At 60.3% G+C, this 16,873-nt stretch carries 14 protein-coding genes; 6 read left to right on the top strand and 8 right to left on the bottom strand.

Features of this window, described 5'->3' with window-relative positions; all coding sequences use genetic code 11:
• The first annotated feature begins 241 nt into the window (after positions 1 to 241).
• A complete protein-coding gene (locus PQR40_RS02100; protein ID WP_408338855.1) occupies positions 242 to 562 on the top strand; it encodes a hypothetical protein in 321 nt (106 codons plus the stop codon).
• A gap of 398 nt (positions 563 to 960) precedes the next feature.
• Here the strand turns inward: PQR40_RS02100 and PQR40_RS02105 are convergent, their stop codons facing one another.
• On the bottom strand, positions 961 to 1,827 hold the full coding sequence (locus PQR40_RS02105) for a LysR family transcriptional regulator (RefSeq protein WP_408508324.1): 867 nt from the start codon (positions 1,825 to 1,827) through the stop codon (positions 961 to 963).
• A 119-nt stretch (positions 1,828 to 1,946) separates the two neighbouring features.
• Here PQR40_RS02105 and PQR40_RS02110 point away from each other — a divergent pair, with 119 nt between their 5' ends.
• Entirely contained in the window at positions 1,947 to 2,276 is a 330-nt protein-coding gene (locus tag PQR40_RS02110) for an antibiotic biosynthesis monooxygenase family protein (protein ID WP_408227581.1), read from the top strand.
• Positions 2,277 to 2,367: 91 nt separating this feature from the next.
• Positions 2,368 to 2,697 (top strand): hypothetical protein, encoded by a 330-nt coding sequence (locus PQR40_RS02115; RefSeq protein WP_408227578.1) that lies wholly within the window; start codon positions 2,368 to 2,370, stop codon positions 2,695 to 2,697.
• On the opposite strand, the gene argC is transcribed toward PQR40_RS02115, so the two are convergent.
• The gene (argC, locus tag PQR40_RS02120) at positions 2,684 to 3,613 is read right to left on the bottom strand and encodes an N-acetyl-gamma-glutamyl-phosphate reductase (RefSeq protein ID WP_408227575.1); all 930 of its coding nucleotides are present in this window, start codon (positions 3,611 to 3,613) and stop codon (positions 2,684 to 2,686) included. The two genes, PQR40_RS02115 and argC, sit on opposite strands and share 14 nt — an antisense overlap.
• A 127-nt stretch (positions 3,614 to 3,740) precedes the next feature.
• Here argC and PQR40_RS02125 point away from each other — a divergent pair, with 127 nt between their 5' ends.
• Positions 3,741 to 4,625 (top strand): LysR family transcriptional regulator, encoded by an 885-nt coding sequence (locus PQR40_RS02125; protein WP_408227572.1) that lies wholly within the window; start codon positions 3,741 to 3,743, stop codon positions 4,623 to 4,625.
• Between the two features lie 503 nt (positions 4,626 to 5,128).
• Here the strand turns inward: PQR40_RS02125 and PQR40_RS02130 are convergent.
• Together PQR40_RS02130 and aceE are read right to left on the bottom strand one after the other, a co-directional pair.
• On the bottom strand, positions 5,129 to 5,752 hold the full coding sequence (locus PQR40_RS02130; protein WP_408508325.1) for an FMN-dependent NADH-azoreductase: 624 nt from the start codon (positions 5,750 to 5,752) through the stop codon (positions 5,129 to 5,131).
• A 59-nt stretch (positions 5,753 to 5,811) separates the two neighbouring features.
• The gene (gene aceE / locus PQR40_RS02135; RefSeq protein ID WP_408508326.1) at positions 5,812 to 8,508 is read right to left on the bottom strand and encodes a pyruvate dehydrogenase (acetyl-transferring), homodimeric type; all 2,697 of its coding nucleotides are present in this window, start codon (positions 8,506 to 8,508) and stop codon (positions 5,812 to 5,814) included.
• A 167-nt stretch (positions 8,509 to 8,675) separates the two neighbouring features.
• On the opposite strand from aceE, the gene PQR40_RS02140 reads away from it, so the two are divergent.
• Positions 8,676 to 9,128, top strand: a complete 453-nt coding sequence (locus tag PQR40_RS02140; RefSeq protein ID WP_408508327.1) for a MarR family winged helix-turn-helix transcriptional regulator — start codon at positions 8,676 to 8,678, stop codon at positions 9,126 to 9,128.
• 13 nt (positions 9,129 to 9,141) lie between these two features.
• Here the strand turns inward: PQR40_RS02140 and PQR40_RS02145 are convergent, their stop codons facing one another.
• Together PQR40_RS02145 and PQR40_RS02150 are read right to left on the bottom strand one after the other, a co-directional pair.
• Positions 9,142 to 10,296, bottom strand: coding sequence for a transketolase-like TK C-terminal-containing protein (locus PQR40_RS02145; RefSeq protein WP_408508328.1), 1,155 nt, complete (start codon positions 10,294 to 10,296; stop codon positions 9,142 to 9,144).
• 301 nt (positions 10,297 to 10,597) lie between these two features.
• Positions 10,598 to 11,677 (bottom strand): alcohol dehydrogenase catalytic domain-containing protein, encoded by a 1,080-nt coding sequence (locus PQR40_RS02150; RefSeq protein WP_408508329.1) that lies wholly within the window; start codon positions 11,675 to 11,677, stop codon positions 10,598 to 10,600.
• Positions 11,678 to 11,789: 112 nt separating this feature from the next.
• Between PQR40_RS02150 and PQR40_RS02155 the strand changes: the two genes are divergently transcribed.
• Positions 11,790 to 12,590 carry a helix-turn-helix transcriptional regulator gene (locus PQR40_RS02155; RefSeq protein WP_408508330.1) on the top strand — a complete coding sequence of 267 codons (801 nt, stop codon included), beginning with the start codon at positions 11,790 to 11,792 and terminating at the stop codon, positions 12,588 to 12,590.
• Between the two features lie 77 nt (positions 12,591 to 12,667).
• Here PQR40_RS02155 and prpF read toward each other — a convergent pair whose 3' ends face one another.
• Together prpF and acnD are read right to left on the bottom strand one after the other, a co-directional pair.
• Positions 12,668 to 13,852: a 2-methylaconitate cis-trans isomerase PrpF gene (gene prpF / locus PQR40_RS02160; RefSeq protein WP_408508331.1), complete on the bottom strand. Its 1,185-nt coding sequence runs from the start codon at positions 13,850 to 13,852 to the stop codon at positions 12,668 to 12,670.
• A gap of 39 nt (positions 13,853 to 13,891) precedes the next feature.
• Positions 13,892 to 16,489 (bottom strand): Fe/S-dependent 2-methylisocitrate dehydratase AcnD, encoded by a 2,598-nt coding sequence (gene acnD / locus PQR40_RS02165; RefSeq protein WP_408508332.1) that lies wholly within the window; start codon positions 16,487 to 16,489, stop codon positions 13,892 to 13,894.
• Positions 16,490 to 16,873 lie beyond the last annotated feature (384 nt).

The raw sequence follows: 16,873 nt of genomic DNA on the forward strand, positions 1-16,873 counted from the left end.
CGGCGTCCCAGTGGTTTGTGCCCGAGTTATCGGCTGATACGCGCGAAAGTTTCATCCTGTGAAACCCTCGGTTGCGACCTTGGCGCTGCCAGCGAGGACAATCGAGGGCTGGCCAACTCCCGTTTTCGCTGACGAGGACGTGCCGCCGATGAGCTCGGTCGGAAGCCGTGAGCGCCAACGGCGTCAGGCAGCGCCCAGATTCAGATAGTAGGATGAGGTGTCATTCAGGAAAGGACCCGCGATGAAAGGAATCTCCATCATCATGGCCATGCTTGTTGCATCAACCGTCGCCGGCTGCCAGACGTCGTGCAGTTCAAGTACCGCAGAAACAGGCACGTCCGTCAGCAGCTCGTCCACGCCGGATCGAAGCGAAGCAACGCTCGTCGGGACACAGGGAAAGGCCCGTGTCGGTAGTGACACCGTCGAACTGAAGAACGGCTCCGTTTTCGTGAACGGCGAGTCGTATGGCAGCGTGACGGCAACGCAGAAGGTGCAATACATCGTCACAGCAGATAAACACGTACTGCTGGTGGACGGCGAGGTTCGTTTGCCCGCCAGGTAGTTCAGGGGCGGGCTACGGCTGGCTGGTTTTTCGCCATCTCAGGGCAACGATGGCGGCGTGGGCGAAGGGCATCGCTGTGATCAGCGGTACAGGTACATCGTTGCAGCGATGCCTCAATGCCGGGCCGACCTCAATTCATTCCCCCGGCACCCTCACCCATCCTTCCATCAATACCCGCGCGCTCCGGCTCATCATCGCTTTGGTGATGGTCCACGCCCCGCCTTCCTCACGCGCCTCGCCCCCCGCCCGCATCGAGGATTAACGGGGGACCCGGCAATGTTCAGGTTCGGCCAGTTTGAGACGGTCGATGTCAGCGCCCGGATCGTCAACAATCGGTGTCGGGAGCCTGTTGTTGAGGATGGGGCAACTCCATCAAATTTCTTCTGTTACGTTCTTGATCATTTTCGCTGGACTTCCCGTAGCAAACTTGCCAGGACACGGACTTTGGGCTGCGGAGCGTCTTTGCGCCAGATGAGAAGAGTCCGGACGCTGCGGTATTCGCCTTTCAGTTTGTGCACTGACAGCCTGGCCCGTTCGGTATAGGTATCAAGGACCGCAGCGGGAATCAGCGCAACTCCCATACCTGCAATGCAGCAGCCTAGAATTGCGTGATACGAGCCAACCTCAACAATCCGCTGAGGAGCCACACTGTCACGTGCACACCATGCCTCCAACCGCTGCCGATGCGGGCAATCTGGCTCGAAGGCCAGTAGCGTACCTGTGCGCAAATCGCGAGCTGACCGGATGGGCGGATGATCCTGGGGGCCAATAATCACCAGATCTTCGATATAAGCGAGCATGGTCTCCAGTCGCGTATCGGAAACCGGCTCGGCGACTAGCGCAGCGTCCAGTTCACCCGCCAGGACTCGCGCGGTCAAAGGCCGAGGCGCGCCCGTTCGCAGTTCCACCGACAGATCGGGATAGCGCTCATGTATCTGGCCAAGTAGTGATGGAAGGCGAATGGCTGCAGTGCTTTCCATTGCCCCCAGGTTAAGTACACCGCGCGGGACTTCATCGTGCATCGCTCCACGCGCTTCTTCAGCCAGCGCCAGCAGGCGGGTCGCGTAGTCGAGCAGAACCTTGCCTTGTGGCGATAGCTGAAAACGCTTGTTCTCGCGTATGAAGAGCGACGCGCCGAGATCGCTTTCCAGTTGCTGAATGCGAGTAGTGATATTCGACGGCACTCTGTGCAGCAATGCCGCAGCACGAGTGATACCACCCGTATGGGCGACAGCTTGAAATACACGCAGATCGGTCAGGTCCATTTTCTTAAAATGAGAAATATAATTTCTTATATATTCATTTTATATGAATTGTGTGCTGAACTTAGACTCTGCAATGCCTGCTGCAATGACGCACGCGTGGCTTTGTGAAGGAATTGATAATGATCGTGACCGTCTTCAGGTCCAGGCTTAACGCTGATGCTCAAGATGAGTACAAACAGTGGGCGTCCCGGATGAGCACGCTGGCCGCCGACGTACCTGGCTACATCTCACACAAAGGCTTCGTTGCTGAGGATGGCGAACGCGTGACGATCGTGGAGTTCGAGTCTGAGGAGGGAATGCATGCCTGGGCAAGACATCCGGAGCACGTGGAAGCGAAGAAGAAGGGGCGCAGCGTCTTTTTTACAGAATTCAGAGTGCAGGTCTGCAACGTCGTGCGCGACACCGCCGACCATTGGTCGCGCACCGCGGGCGTGCGGCCGATACTATGATCTGAGGCGGCATACCTAGTGCGCTGAATGTCCGTTTTCGACAGAGGCGAAGGACCGCTCCGGGTCGCGTGCCGCCGATCGACGTTGGGCAGTGACCGGCCAACTACAGACGTTGGCCCACGCCATCGAGTGCTCGGTCGAACGTCGGCTGCTGCTCGATTCTGTTGAAAAAGTCGCTGCGTGGCCTTTTCAATTCACTCGCAAGAAAATCGACCTCTCAGATCGGCCTACAACCCGCTCGCGAACAGTCGTCAAGGGTAAGAAGACCCCCGAAAACCTCGCGACAGAGACGGACAGCGACTTTTTCAACAGTATCGGCCAGTATGAGACATTCGACGGCCACGACCAGATTGCCAACAATCGTTGGCATATGCGTGCGGCCGAACGCTATCTAAATCCATTGGCCACTACTGCTGCGTGAGCATCAGGTTCAGATTCTGCACCGCAGCGCCCGACGCGCCTTTGCCGAGATTATCGAAAACTGCGGATAGCAGGACGTGCCCGTGTTCCATGTTAGGAAATACGCTTAAGCGCATATCGTCCGTACCGTTCAGTACTTGCGGATCCAGCTGCTTTAAGACGCACGATTCGGGCAGCGGCGAGACATGTACGTGGGCCGCCTCGGCATAGTGGCGTGCGAGGCACGCGTGTAACGTAGCGCCGTCCACGGAGGGTGCCAGCAGCCGCACATCCAAGGGCACCGTCAGCACGATGCCCTGGCGGAACGCACCATACGCAGGGACGAAGATCGGACGCTGCGCGAGCCCGGCGTGCCGCTGGATCTCCGGGGTGTGCTTGTGCGCGAGCTCCAGACCATATACCTGGTACGACGGTGCGTTGACAGCACCCGGCCCCTCATGTTCTTCGACGCCGGCACGCCCGCGTCCGGAGTAGCCGGACACCGCGTAAATGCTCAACGGATAGTTGCCTGGTATGAGCCCGGCGTGCAGCAGGGGGCGCAGCAAGCCAATTGCACCGGTCGGATAGCAACCTGGATTGGTGACCCGACGTGCGTGCCTGATGCGCTCAGCCTGCCCCGGAGTCATTTCCGGAAAGCCGTATGTCCAGTCCGGCTGTGTGCGGTGGGCGGAACTTGCGTCGATTACCCTGACAGCGGGATTGGCGATCGTATCCATCGCCTCACGCGCAGCGTCGTCGGGTAGGCAGAGGATGGCGATGTCGCAGGCGTTGATGGCTTCGGCGCGACGCCTGGAATCCTTGCGTTCCGCCGTGGGAAGCGTGAACAGTTTCAGATCGGTCCGATCGCGAAGCCGTTCATGAATTTTCAACCCGGTGGTGCCTTGATCGCCGTCGATGAAAACAACGGGAGAGCTCATGCGCGAAATACTCCGGTGACTGGGTCATAAAAAGTACAGCGAGCCCCTATCTTCCGCGCACCGCTAGAATAGCGAAAGTTGAATTTCATAACGCTAACATTCAGTTTTTCTGAACCTGGACGCCGACATGCGAGAGATCAGCCTGGACCGCTTGCGCACCCTGGTCGCTATTGCCGACCGAGGCTCATTCGCCGACGCGGCGCGTGCGCTGCACCTGGCGCCGCCAACAGTCAGCCTCCACATCGCTGAACTGGAAGACCGCATTGGGGCTCCGCTCCTGTCACGGAAGCGCGGACATGTCAGGCCGTCGGCGATAGGAGAGGTGCTGGTGGAGCGTGCGCGTCGACTGCTGGCCGATGCGGAGCAGGCATTGGACGATATTCAGCGCCAGGTGCAGGGACTCGTCGGACGCGTGCGCATCGGTGCGTCGACCGGCGCGATCGCGCATCTGTTGCCGCAAGCACTCGATGTGCTGCGCCAGCACCATCCCGCGATCGACATTCAGGTTGTGGTACTCACTTCGCACGAAACGCTGACCCGACTGGCCGATGGAACGCTGGATGTTGGCCTGGTCGCTCTGCCTCAGCCCCCGGTGGCTGGACTCGTGATAAAGCCTTGGCGCCGCGACCCCGTCATGGCATTCGTGCCGGCGCATTGGCGGTGTCCGGCTCGCATCACGGCGGGGTGGCTCGCTGCCCAGCCTCTCATTCTTAATGACGCCACCACGCGTCTCTCGCGTCTGACTGCGGAGTGGTTCGCGACCGGCGGTCACCATCCTGCGCCGCGCATTCAACTCAACTACAACGATGCAATCAAGAGCCTGGTCGCAGCAGGTTACGGCGCAGCGCTGTTGCCCCATGAGGCCACTACGCCATTGCCCGACCGGCGCATTGTCATGCGTCCGCTGCGCCCTGCGTTGTGGCGTCGCCTTGGCGTTGCACATCGTGCGGGGTACGTAGAACGTTCCACGCAACACGTACTCGATGTGTTGTGGGATCTCCGATTGGGGTAGGAATTGCCATTTGGCGCTTCGGTTCGTCCTCGCTGGGAAAGTAGCCTCCTGCACGCCACGACGAACGAATGGCCGGTTTGTAGAAATTTGACCGACCGAATTGGGTCCGGCTACGGTCCTCTGCGCGATGCGCGGTTGGAGAGTTCTGGCACGCGTGGGCATCGGGCAGAGTTCGGCCCAGAGCGTGTCAAAACGCCTAACCACTGGGAATTGACGAAGCCTGTCGGGGCGCAGATCGCCGCGCTTGAATGGCGGGAACACAAACGTCAAATCACAACCGTATATGTTACAAAGGCTCAACAACCTCGTGCGGGTATCACACCCGCATCGCCTTCATAAGCGTTTCTGAACCGAGTAGCTTGATCACCCGCTTCATGTTGTACGCGAGCACGTGCAAGCTCATCTCCGTGCTCACGCGCGCCATGGTCCGTGTCAGGAAATGAGTAGCGCCCACACTCTGAAAAAAGAAAGGATCAACACCAGAGTGCGTTGTCACAGGAAGATTAGAAATCCACCGCCATCGCACACGCTTGAGCCTTTCCCTGTTCGACAGTTTCCTGAGATTCGGCATCCCACGTGTGTTCCACCGTGAGGCTTTTAACTTCGTCCACGCCGATGAACCTCAGCCAGAAATCGATGTAGTCGGTTTGATGTTCAAATCCGGGACTGCCGATACCCGCACCTGCATTGCGACTCTGTCCACGGACATAGATGACCAGCGCGCGCGGAATCTTCAGCATCGGGCCATATGCCTGCCCGTTGAAGGTGAACAGCATGTTTCGCTGACTGATAAGATCGATCAGCTGTTTCAGCTTATAGGGGTAGGAGAAATTCCACATCGGAACACCGAGAACGATCCGGTCGGTTTCCTGAAAACGCCTGGCAAGCGACTGTATCCGATTCCAGACCGACAATTCGGCGCTGTTCAATGGCACTTTCGATACCCCCTTATACTTTGCGCCAATTGCTTCGCTATCGAAGTCAGGCAGATTTTCTTCCCAGACATTCAGCGTATCGACTTCAACAGAAGCGCATGTGCGGTGATACGCGTCGAGAAATGCATTGACGATAGAGATCGAGACTGAATCGGCACCACGGGGGGAAGATACGATGTTCAATAGACGCATTGATGCGTGCCCCACATGAGAGAGTGTGAAGAGAGCCCGGCGAAAGCCTCTCCCGCTACTTAAACCGTTGCAGGGTCCAGCTTTTCGGTATCGATGCCGTAGCGCGCAATCGCCTCGCTGACCCGCCGGCGTGGAACGGTGCCTTCATCCGCGAGCACTTTCAGCGCAGCGAGCACGATAAAATGTCGGTCCACTTCAAAAAACGTGCGTAGCGATTCCCTTGTGTCGGAGCGGCCAAATCCGTCGGTGCCTAGCGCAATGAATCGACGGTCGTTGATGAACGGGCGAATCTGGTCGCCGACAATCTTCATGTAGTCGGTCGTCACGACAACCGGACCCGGGCGGCCGCGCAGGCATTGCTGGACGTACGGGATGCGCGGCTCGTCTTCCGGATGCAAGGTGTTCCACCGCTCGGCAGCGAGACCATCGCGGCGTAGTTCGGTCAGACTCGTGGCGCTCCAGATCTCGCTGGAAACCGCAAAATCCTGTTTCAGGAGTTCGCCTGCTGCGATCACTTCGCGCAGAATCGCACCGCTACCCATTAATTGTATGTGGGGATGCCCTGCATCATCTCGGGCTTTGTCCGGCGCTGCGTTGGGTGCTCCGTCCGGCAGCCTGTGCAGGCCCTTGAGAATGCCGGCCTCGGCATCCGGCGGCAACCCCGGGTGAGGGTAGTTCTCATTGAGCAACGTAATGTAGTAGTACACGTCTTCCTGTGCCGCATACATCCGGCGCAAGCCGTCATGGATGATGACCGCCAGTTCATATGAGAAAGTTGGATCGTACGACACGCAATTAGGTATCACCGACGACAGCACATGGCTGTGGCCGTCGTCGTGTTGCAGGCCCTCGCCCATCAGCGTGGTACGCCCGGAAGTCGCGCCGAGCAGAAACCCGCGCGTGCGTGCGTCGCCTGCTGCCCAGGCAAGATCGCCAATGCGCTGCAAACCGAACATCGAATAGAAAATATAGAACGGGATTGTCGGCAACGCGTGATTGGCGTACGCGGTGCCGGCAGCAATCCACGACGCGAACGCACCGGATTCATTGATCCCCTCCTGCAAAATCTGACCGTCCGTGGCCTCCCTGTAGTAACTCAACTGGCCCGCGTCCTGCGGCGTATAGAGTTGCCCCACAGGCGAATGAATGCCGATCTGACGAAACAGTCCCTCCATCCCGAAGGTGCGGGATTCGTCCGGCACGATGGGGACAATCAGTTTGCCAAGGCTCGGGTCTTTCAGCAGCGCGCTGAGGATACGCACGAAGGCCATGGTAGTGGACGCACCTCGTTCACCACTGTCTTTCAGTTGGGTGGCGAACGTCGTGAGTGGCGGAATGGGCAGTTGTGGGACATCGGTGAAGCGTGCGGGAACATAACCGCCGAGCCGTGCGCGGCACTGCGCAAAATAGCGTGCCTCCTCGCTATTCGGCTCTGGTTTCAGGTACGGCATCTCGTCGAGTTGTGCGTCGCTGACCGGCAGCGCGAATCGATCGCGAAAGGCGCGCACTGCGTCGGCGCTCATTTTCTTCAATTGATGGTTGATGTTCTGGCCTTCGCCCGCCTCGCCCATGCCGAAGCCTTTGACCGTCTTGGCGAGGACGACGGTTGGCCGGCCCTCGGTTAGCATCGCCTGTGCGTAGGCCGCGTGGACCTTCTCCGGATCATGACCGCCGCGCGTGAGTTTCCAGATGTCGTCGTCGGAAACGTCGGCAACCATTTCGAGCAGTTCGGGACACTTGCCGAAGAAATGCTCGCGAATATAAGCGCCATTTTGCGATTTGAACGTCTGATAGTCGCCGTCCACGCATTCCATCATGCGCTGACGAAGCAGCCCCGTGTGGTCGCGTTGCAGCAGCGTGTCCCAACCGCTTCCCCAGATGACCTTGATGACGTTCCAGCCGGCCGCGCGAAACGTGCCTTCGAGTTCCTGAATCACCTTGCTATTGCCGCGTACCGGACCGTCGAGCCGTTGCAGATTGCAGTTGACGACGAAGATCAGGTTGTCGAGCCGCTCACGGCCGCCGAGCGAAATCGCCGCGAGCGATTCCGGCTGGTCCATTTCTCCGTCACCGAGAAAGGCCCACACCTTGCGGCCCTGATGCTCTTTTAGCCCACGGTATTCGAGGTAACGCATGAAGCGCGCCTGGTAGGCGGCCGTCAACGGTCCGAGCCCCATGGACACCGTCGGGAACTGCCAGAAGTCAGGCATCAAGCGCGGATGCGGATAGGAGGAAAGACCGTCGCGACCTGCTTCGCGGCGGAAGTTATCGAGTTGCGCTTCCGTAATGCGGCCTTCGAGATAGGCCCGACCATAGATGCCGGGAGCGGAATGCCCCTGAATGTAGACCAGGTCCCCAGCGAAGCGCTCCGTGCGACCGCGAAAGAAATGATCGAATCCGACGTCGTAGAGCACCGCAGCGGACGCATAAGTCGCGATGTGGCCGCCGACATTCGAATGCTTACCGGCGCGCAAAACCATGACCATCGCATTCCAGCGAATATAGGCATTCAACCGGCGTTCAAGGCTCAAATCGCCGGGATACGCCGGTTGCCGTTCGAGCCCGATGGTATTGACGTAGGCGCTCGTCACGCGGCCATGCATATCGCCATGTCGGGCCGCATCGCGGTCGACGAGCTGATCGATCAGGTAATGGGCGCGTGGACGTCCTTCCACAACAACGACCGCTTCCATCGCCTCCAGCCATTCTTGTGTTTCCTGCGGATCGAGATCGACGGGTTCAACGACGGAATTCATTGGCACATCTCCGGAATAGGTTGCGGGTAATTCTGTTGCACAAACTGCTGAAAGAAGGTGTTCGCGCAAATCCCCCCGATACGATTGCAATTGCAATCGTATCGGGGGCCCATTGTATCGCCGTAGAGTAGAATTGCAAATGCAATTACTTTGTGGAGTTTCCTGATATGTCCAAAGACGAACCCGATCTGTGGTTCTCATTCGTACGCGCGCATCGCCTGATGATTCGGGAGGTCGAGAGGCGGCTGGCCGAGGGCGGTTTGCCCGCCTATGCGTGGTATGACCTGCTGTGGGGACTGGAAAGCGGCCCGGGCGGCACGCGGCGGATGCACGAACTCGCGGATGTGCTGGCCATCGAGCGCTACAACCTCACGAGGCTGGTTGACCGCCTGGAGGAAGAAGGGTTCGTCACCCGCGCGCGATCCGCTGAGGACGGGCGGGCTGCGTACGCGTCGATTACCAGCAAGGGACGCGCGCTGCGCAAAAAAATGTGGAAGGTCTATGAATCCACTGTGGCCGAATTGTTCCTTGCCCAGTTCGATGTGGACGAACGGCGGGTGTTCGCGCAAGCACTCGACCTGGCAGGTGCGGCCGCGCGCGAATCGACATCGGACAATTAAGCGCGCCGCGCGTCTACATCAATGTATAGGCCCGCAGCGCGGCTTCCAGCGTTTGCGCAGACAACGCGCCGTCGTCGACCAGCGCTTTTAGCGCGATCACAGTGATCCATTGCGCACCAGGAAAATCTGCGCCCGCCGTGCCGCGCAGCGGCTTGGCGCCGAGTGCCAGGAACCGCGCAGGCGCAAATGGGGCGATCTGTTCAGCAATGTGCTGCGCGTAGCCGGTTACGGCGATCACCGGGGTCGTGCTGTCACCCAGACATCGAGCGATATGAGGCCGTTGCGGTGGCGATTGCGGATGAAGCATGTTCCAGCGCGCGGCAGCGCGGCCTTCGCGGGCAAGACGTGTGTAGCTCGGGCAACTCCAGACTTCCGCCGCACCCCCCCAATCCCGCGAGAGCAGGCTCGCCGCATGAAGCACTTGCTGTAGTGCCATGCCTGCGCCGCATAAGCGAACTTGCGGCGTTGTTTCGCTATTTCCATTCGTGTTCACATCAGGCTTGAGACGCAGCCGATACATCCCGCTGATTGCGCCTTCCGCGTCCGAACGACACAACGGCCCGTCGTCAACATGAGTATCATCATGCGTCGCCAGATAGTAGAACCCGGCTTTATGCTCGACGTAGAGTGCTTGCAAAGCTGATCGTAAGATCGCGCGAGCTTCGGCGGCGGAGGCGGGGTCGTACGGAGTGCAATCCGGATGCGACGCAAGCCAGAGCGGAAGCGCAGGTTGCACGCCCTTGCACCACATTGACGGCCGCGTTTCGGCATCGTTGCAAAGAATGCCTCGTCCGGCGGATTCAAACGACAACATCCGCAGTCTGTCTAGCGTTTCCGATCCGAAAAGATACAACAGCGGTTTTTCGAATGTCTGACGATCGCTTTTAAACCATAGTGGCCATGCGCTCTGCAGCGTTGATCCCGACATCGCGTCGAGGCGTGCCTCATGCGAATCGTGCTGCCGCAGGTTCGCTCTTACGATCGAGATTCGATCCGATAACGGCCTGTCACCGTCGAGGCTATCCGCGATAGCGGCAATCGCGCGAAACGGAGACGTTGCATGTCGCGCCTGGCGACGCTCCGCCTCGTCAAGCGCATCGAGACAGGCACGCGCCGCACCGCGTGTTTCGTTTGAAAAAGCGGGAGGGCGGAGCTGCCCTGAAATCATATCGATGCCTGTGGTGGTTTGACGGCAAAAATCAGTCTTCGCCCGTTCGATTGCAATTGCAAATATCTGGCGATCGCAAGGAACCCTATGTCAAACTCAAGGGAGGCGGGAGTTCGAAGGTTTTGAATCTGCTATCTCCGTTGGCGTTCAACCGTTTACGCGTATGCCCCCCAATTAGGAGTTGGCTATGACATCGAAAGGCCGCTGAGGGGCTGCTTACTTTCCCGGCGAGCTGCAGCGTTGAGCACCTGAGCAACGGAATCCAAAGGATTGCCGGCTGCCGGGACACCGCACGTCGAGGCTACGGTGTTATCACGGTCATCCTGAACGGCCCGCCGTTCTCCGCAGCATGCGCGACCGCCTCGTTCGCATCATCGAGCGCAAAAGTCGTCACATCGAAATACCCCAGGTCCAGCAGCCCACTGCGGATGAGACCCGTCATCAACGTCACCGCTTCCTTCGGGTACATCCACTTGCCGCGTAGCGTGATGTCGTTGCGCATAAGCCACGGATACGGCAGCTCGAGTCCCGGACCGCCCAGCATGCCGACTCCGCCCATCAGCACCACGCGCCCATATGAGCGGACCGCCATCACTGCGGCACGCACCGTGGTCGCGAGCACCGACGGCGGCATCAGATCCATGACGCAATCGATCGGTCCAGGTGCCGCCCGCTGCATGCGTTCGCGATCCGTGGCTTCGTCGCCGATCAGTGCAACGGTGCGCACACGTTCGCCGAAGCGGCGCTTGAGATCCGCGAGCGCCTTTGCGTTGCGGCCGGGCGCAACCACGCACCGCGCGCCCATCGCAAGCGCCACCGCGACGCATGCGCTGCCGAAGTTGCCGGTCGCGCCGCTCACGAGCAGGATCTCGCCCGCTCGCAGATCGGACGCGAGTAACCCGCCATACGGTACGAGTAGCGTGTTGAGCGCGCACCAGCGGGCGGCGTCGGCCGGCTCGATGTCGCCGATGCGCACCGCGTTCTCAGTCGGCACCCGTAACCGCTCCGCAAACGGGCCATCGTGAAAATAGCGCTGCAGCAGCTTGCCACCCTCGCCGCGTGAACTCCAGCCTTGCAGCACGATGTCGGGCATCAGCGCATCGTCGCGCGAGCGCACGGTCGGATCGCAGAATACCCAGTCGCCCGGCTGCAGTTGCGTCGCGTCCGGACCAGTCGTCCTGACGCGGCCGATGGCGCCGCAGCCGGGCACGATCGGCAGTTCGACCGGATAGCGGCGCTCGCCGCTGAACACCTCTTGCGCATAGGACAAGACCGGCGTCGCGACGACATCCACGATGACCTCGCCGGTGCCAGCTGCAGGATCCGCCATTGATTCGATCGCGAGCGGAATGCCGAGCGTCTTCAGAATCGCAGCTTTCATGGTTTTTCCGTTGAGTGTGGGGGACGGGACGATTCTGGCAGGCTTAGAATTAGCAACAAGGACCGGCACACTCCCAGGATTGCCCGATACCACCCTGCACGAAATAAAACCGATGACCGCCACGACTCGAACCCAGTTCGGCGACTTTCTGCGCTCCCGGCGCAAGAAACTGACACCGGATGCCGCAGGCCTGAACGACGGACGCCGCCGCCGTACGCCCGGCCTGCGGCGCGAAGAGGTCGCGGAACTGGCGGGCATCGGCGTCGACTGGTACGTGCGGCTGGAACAGGGGCGCGTTGTCAGCCCTTCAGCGTCGACGCTTGATGCGCTTGCGCAGGCATTGCGGCTCGACAAGGCCGAAGCAGCCCATCTGCGCGCGCTCGCGCGGCGCGACGAACCACGCGCGTTCGTGCGGGAGAGCGTGCCACCCACCATCGAGCGGCTCGTCGCGAGCCTCGACCTGCCAGCTTATGTAACCGGCCGGCGCTGGGACCTCCTCGCGTGGAATGCGGCCGCGGAGGACCTGCTCGGCTTCAATCGCCTCGCCGAAGCGGACCGCAACATCCTGATCTACATGTTCATCGAGCCCGAAGCGCGGCGGCTCTTCGCTGCGAGCTGGTCCGACGAGGCGCACCGCATGATCGCGCTGTTTCGCGCAAACCACGATCTCCATGCGGGCGACCCTGCGTTCGTCGCACTGGTGGGGCGCCTGTGCGCAAACAGCGGCGAGTTCGCGAAGTGGTGGAGCACACACGACGTGCGCAGCGGCGTGTCGGGGCAGAAAGTGTTCGTGCATGCGCAACGCGGCACGCAGCGCTACGAGTACTCGACGTTTCAGGCGAACGACGATCCCGCGCTAAAACTCGCGATCTATACGCCGGTTAGCGCCGATGCCGGCGCCAGCAGCGACTAAGCTCGCGAGCGCCCCCATCAAAGGGGGCTTTAAACTGAATACCTAGTTGCAATGATGCCGGGCTGGCAACTGCTAACTCATTCCCCCGGCACCCTCACCCACCCCTCCATCAAGACCCGCGCGCTCCGGCTCATGATTGCCTTGGTGACCGTCCACTCGCCGCCTTCCTCCTGCGCCTCTGCGCCTACGCGCAAAGTCCCCGACGGATGCCCGAACCGCACCGCGTCCCGCGCGCCGCCGCCCGCGGCAAGATTCACCAACGTTCCCGAAATCGCCGCCGCCGTACCAATCGCAACTGCTGCCGTCCCCATCATCGCGTGATGCAGCTTACCCATCGACATTGCCCGCACCAGCAGGTCGACATCGCCTGCAGCGACACGTTTGCCGCTCGACGCAACATAGTCGGCAGGCTTCGCGACGAACGCAACCTTCGGCGTATGCTGCCGCGTCGCGATCTCATCGATGTGTTTGATGAGCCCCATACGCACCGCACCATACGCGCGAATGGTCTCGAACATCGCCAGCGCCTTGTCGTCGCTATTGATGGCGTCCTGTAGTTCGGTGCCCTTATAACCGATCGATTCCGCGTCCACGAAGATGGTCGGAATACCGGCATTGATCATCGTCGCCTTCAGCGTGCCGACACCCGGCACCTCGAGGTCGTCGACCAGATTCCCCGTGGGGAACATCGCGCCGCCGGCACCCTCTTCTTCGGCAGCCGGATCCATAAACTCAAGCTGAACCTCCGCAGCCGGAAACGTCACACCGTCGAGTTCAAAGTCACCGGTTTCCTGCACAGCGCCATTGGTAACCGGCACATGCCCAATGATCGTCTTGCCGATATTCGCCTGCCAGATCCGCACAATAGCCACACCGTTGTGCGGAATCCGGCTTGCATCGACGAGGCCCGCGCTAATCGCAAACGGCCCCACCGCAGCCGAGAGATTCCCGCAATTGCCGCTCCAGTCGACAAACGCCTTATCGATAGAAACCTGCCCGAACAGGTAATCCACGTCGTGATCCGGCTTGCTGCTCTTCGCGATGATGACCGTCTTGCTCGTGCTCGACGTCGCGCCGCCCATGCCGTCGATCTGTTTGCCATACGGGTCCGGGCTACCGATCACACGCATCAGCAACGCGTCGCGCGCAGCGCCCGGCACCTGGGCCGCCTCCGGCAAATCCTGCCGCCGAAAGAACACGCCTTTGCTGGTACCGCCGCGCATGTACGTCGCCGGAATCTTGATCTGAGGTTTGTGGGCCATAAAAGTAGTGTCCTGATGAGGTCGGGGGTTTAAAAAACCTTAAGCCGCCGCCTTCGTCGATTCAAGAAAGTCCTGCGCAAAGCGTTGCAATACACCGCCGGCTTCGTAGATCGACACCTCTTCCGCGGTGTCCAACCGGCACGTCACTGGCACGTCCACACGCGCACCGTTCTTGCGATGAATCACGAGCGTCAGGTCAGCGCGCGGCTTGCGTTCACCGATCACGTCGAAGGTTTCGGTACCGTCGATAGCGAGCGTAAGGCGATTCACGCCAGGTTTGAATTCCAGCGGCAGCACCCCCATGCCCACCAGATTCGTGCGGTGAATTCGCTCGAACCCTTCAGCGACAATCGCTTCCGCGCCGGCAAGTCGCACGCCCTTCGCTGCCCAGTCTCGCGACGAACCCTGACCGTAGTCGGCCCCGGCAATCACGATCAGCGGTTGCTTGCGCTCCATGTAGGTTTCAATCGCTTCCCACATGCGCGTCACCTTACCCTCAGGCTCGATGCGCGCCAACGAACCCGCCTTCACCTGGCCGTCTTCCAGCACCATCTCATTCTTCAGCGTCGGATTCGCGAAGGTGGCGCGTTGCGCGGTCAGATGATCGCCGCGATGAGTTGCGTAAGAATTGAAGTCCTCTTCCGGCAAACCCATCTTGGCGAGATACTCACCCGACGCACTGTTCGCCATAATCGCATTCGACGGCGACAGGTGGTCGGTCGTAATGTTGTCGCCCAGCACAGCCAGCGGACGCATGCCCTTCAGCGTGCGCTCACCGGCAAGCGCGCCTTCCCAATACGGCGGACGGCGGATATACGTGCTCATCGGCCGCCAGTCGTACAGCGGATCCGCTTTCTCGCCGGTATCGACGGACACAGCGAACATCGGCTCATACACTTTGCGGAACTGTTCCGGCTTCACGCTCGAAGCAACGATCGCGTCGATCTCTTCATCCGACGGCCAGATGTCCTTCAACCTGATGGCATTGCCGTCAGCATCGATCCCAAGCACATCCTTCTCGATATCGAAGCGAATCGTGCCCGCAATCGCGTAAGCCACCACCAGCGGCGGCGAAGCCAGGAAGGCCTGCTTCGCATACGGATGGATACGGCCGTCGAAGTTACGGTTACCGGACAGCACAGCCGTCGCATACAGATCGCGATCGACGATTTCCTTCTGGATCACCGGATCCAACGCACCCGACATGCCGTTGCACGACGTGCACGCATACGCGACCACGCCGAAGCCCAGTTGCTCCAGTTCCGGCATTAGGCCCGCTTCTTCCAGATACAGCGTAACCGCCTTCGATCCCGGCGCGAGCGAGGTCTTCGCCCACGGCTTGCGGGTCAATCCGCGTTGATTCGCGTTACGTGCCAGCAAACCCGCGGCGATCATATTGCGCGGGTTGTTGGTGTTCGTGCAGCTCGTGATCGCAGCGATGATCACCGCGCCGTCCGGCATCAGGCCCGGCTCGTTCTCCACCTTGCCGCTGATACCGCGCGCAGCCAGTTCGGAAACCGGCAAACGACGATGCGGGTTCGACGGACCCGCCAGCGTGCGCACCACGGTAGACAGATCGAACGTCAACACGCGCTCATACTCGGCGTGCTTCAGCGTATCGCCCCACAGGCCGGTTTCCTTCGCGTAGGTCTCGACCAGCTTGACGAGTTCGTCGTCACGGCCGGTGAGCTTGAGGTACTTGATGGTCTGCTCGTCGATGTAGAACATCGCCGCCGTCGCGCCGAATTCGGGCGCCATGTTGGCAATGGTCGCGCGATCACCGAGCGTCAGATTGGCTGTGCCTTCGCCGTAGAACTCGAGGTACGCGCCAACCACTTTTTCTTTGCGCAGGAATTCGGTCAGCGAGAGGACGATGTCGGTCGCGGTGATGCCTTCAACTGGCTTGCCCGTGAGCTCCACACCGATGATGTCCGGCAGCCGCATATAAGACGCGCGGCCCAGCATCACGCTTTCCGCTTCAAGACCGCCCACGCCGATCGCGATCACACCGAGCGCATCCACCATCGGCGTATGCGAATCGGTGCCGACCAGCGTATCGGGGAAGGCCACGCCGTCTTTCACCTGCACCACCGGGCTCATGCGCTCCAGGTTGATCTGATGCAGGATGCCGTTGCCCGGCGGAATCACGTCGACGTTCTTGAACGCGCGCTTGGTCCAGTTGATGAAATCAAAGCGGTCTTCATTGCGGCGGTCTTCGATTGCACGGTTCTTCGCAAACGCGTCCGGATCGAAACCGCCGCACTCGACAGCGAGCGAGTGATCCACCACCAACTGCGTCGGCACGACCGGGTTGACCATCGCGGGATCGCCGCCTTGCGCCGCGATCGCATCGCGCAGGCCCGCCAAGTCGACCAAAGCAGTCTGGCCGAGAATGTCATGGCACACCACGCGCGCCGGGAACCACGGAAAGTCCAGATCGCGCTTGCGTTCAATGATCTGTTTGAGCGATGCAGTCAGCGTCACCGGATCGCAGCGGCGCACGAGGTTTTCGGCCAGCACGCGCGAGGTGTACGGCAGCTTGTCATAGGCACCGGGCTGAATCGCGTCGATAGCGGCACGCGTGTCGAAGAAATCCAGCTGAGTGCCGGGAAGGCGTTTGCGGTTGGCAGTATTCATGGCGTAGGGGACAAAACAATTATGATCCGGGGACGATGGCGGCAGCCGTGCTTCACATTCCACTGCCCCTCTTTCAGGCGGCGCTTCCCTTGCGTGTCACTCGAACAGTCTGTGTAGTTTAGCTTGCGGGGGCGCTCGCGGTAGCGCGCGGGCTTGCAGGGTGTTTCGTTGATGCGCCGCACCACGTACCGCACAACCTGCCGCAATAAGCACCGCACCACGCGTTGCAGAAAAACAGCCTTGGCTCGGGGTTCCAGCGAGCCAAGGCCCAAACTTCATTACGTCGCGCTCATGAGACGCAATGGAGGAGAAACGCTTGCGGCTGTGCGCTTATTTGCACTTGCTCAAACGCGCTTGGCGAGCGGCACGAACGGCAGATCATCA

Source organism: Paraburkholderia sediminicola, assembly GCF_046026855.1.
Taxonomy (GTDB): Bacteria; Pseudomonadota; Gammaproteobacteria; order Burkholderiales; family Burkholderiaceae; genus Paraburkholderia; species Paraburkholderia sediminicola_A.

Bases quoted from the DNA above. Each gene is read 5' to 3' on its own strand.
- PQR40_RS02125 (WP_408227572.1), top strand. From the start codon at position 3,741: ATGCGAGAGATCAGCCTGGACCGCTTGCGCACCCTGGTCGCTATTGCC.
- PQR40_RS02140 (WP_408508327.1), top strand. From the start codon at position 8,676: ATGTCCAAAGACGAACCCGATCTGTGGTTCTCATTCGTACGCGCGCAT.
- aceE (WP_408508326.1), bottom strand. From the start codon at position 8,508: ATGAATTCCGTCGTTGAACCCGTCGATCTCGATCCGCAGGAAACACAA.
- PQR40_RS02110 (WP_408227581.1), top strand. From the start codon at position 1,947: ATGATCGTGACCGTCTTCAGGTCCAGGCTTAACGCTGATGCTCAAGAT.
- argC (WP_408227575.1), bottom strand. From the start codon at position 3,613: ATGAGCTCTCCCGTTGTTTTCATCGACGGCGATCAAGGCACCACCGGG.
- prpF (WP_408508331.1), bottom strand. From the start codon at position 13,852: ATGGCCCACAAACCTCAGATCAAGATTCCGGCGACGTACATGCGCGGC.
- PQR40_RS02155 (WP_408508330.1), top strand. From the start codon at position 11,790: ATGACCGCCACGACTCGAACCCAGTTCGGCGACTTTCTGCGCTCCCGG.
- PQR40_RS02100 (WP_408338855.1), top strand. From the start codon at position 242: ATGAAAGGAATCTCCATCATCATGGCCATGCTTGTTGCATCAACCGTC.
- PQR40_RS02105 (WP_408508324.1), bottom strand. From the start codon at position 1,827: ATGGACCTGACCGATCTGCGTGTATTTCAAGCTGTCGCCCATACGGGT.
- PQR40_RS02150 (WP_408508329.1), bottom strand. From the start codon at position 11,677: ATGAAAGCTGCGATTCTGAAGACGCTCGGCATTCCGCTCGCGATCGAA.
- PQR40_RS02130 (WP_408508325.1), bottom strand. From the start codon at position 5,752: ATGCGTCTATTGAACATCGTATCTTCCCCCCGTGGTGCCGATTCAGTC.
- acnD (WP_408508332.1), bottom strand. From the start codon at position 16,489: ATGAATACTGCCAACCGCAAACGCCTTCCCGGCACTCAGCTGGATTTC.
- PQR40_RS02145 (WP_408508328.1), bottom strand. From the start codon at position 10,296: ATGATTTCAGGGCAGCTCCGCCCTCCCGCTTTTTCAAACGAAACACGC.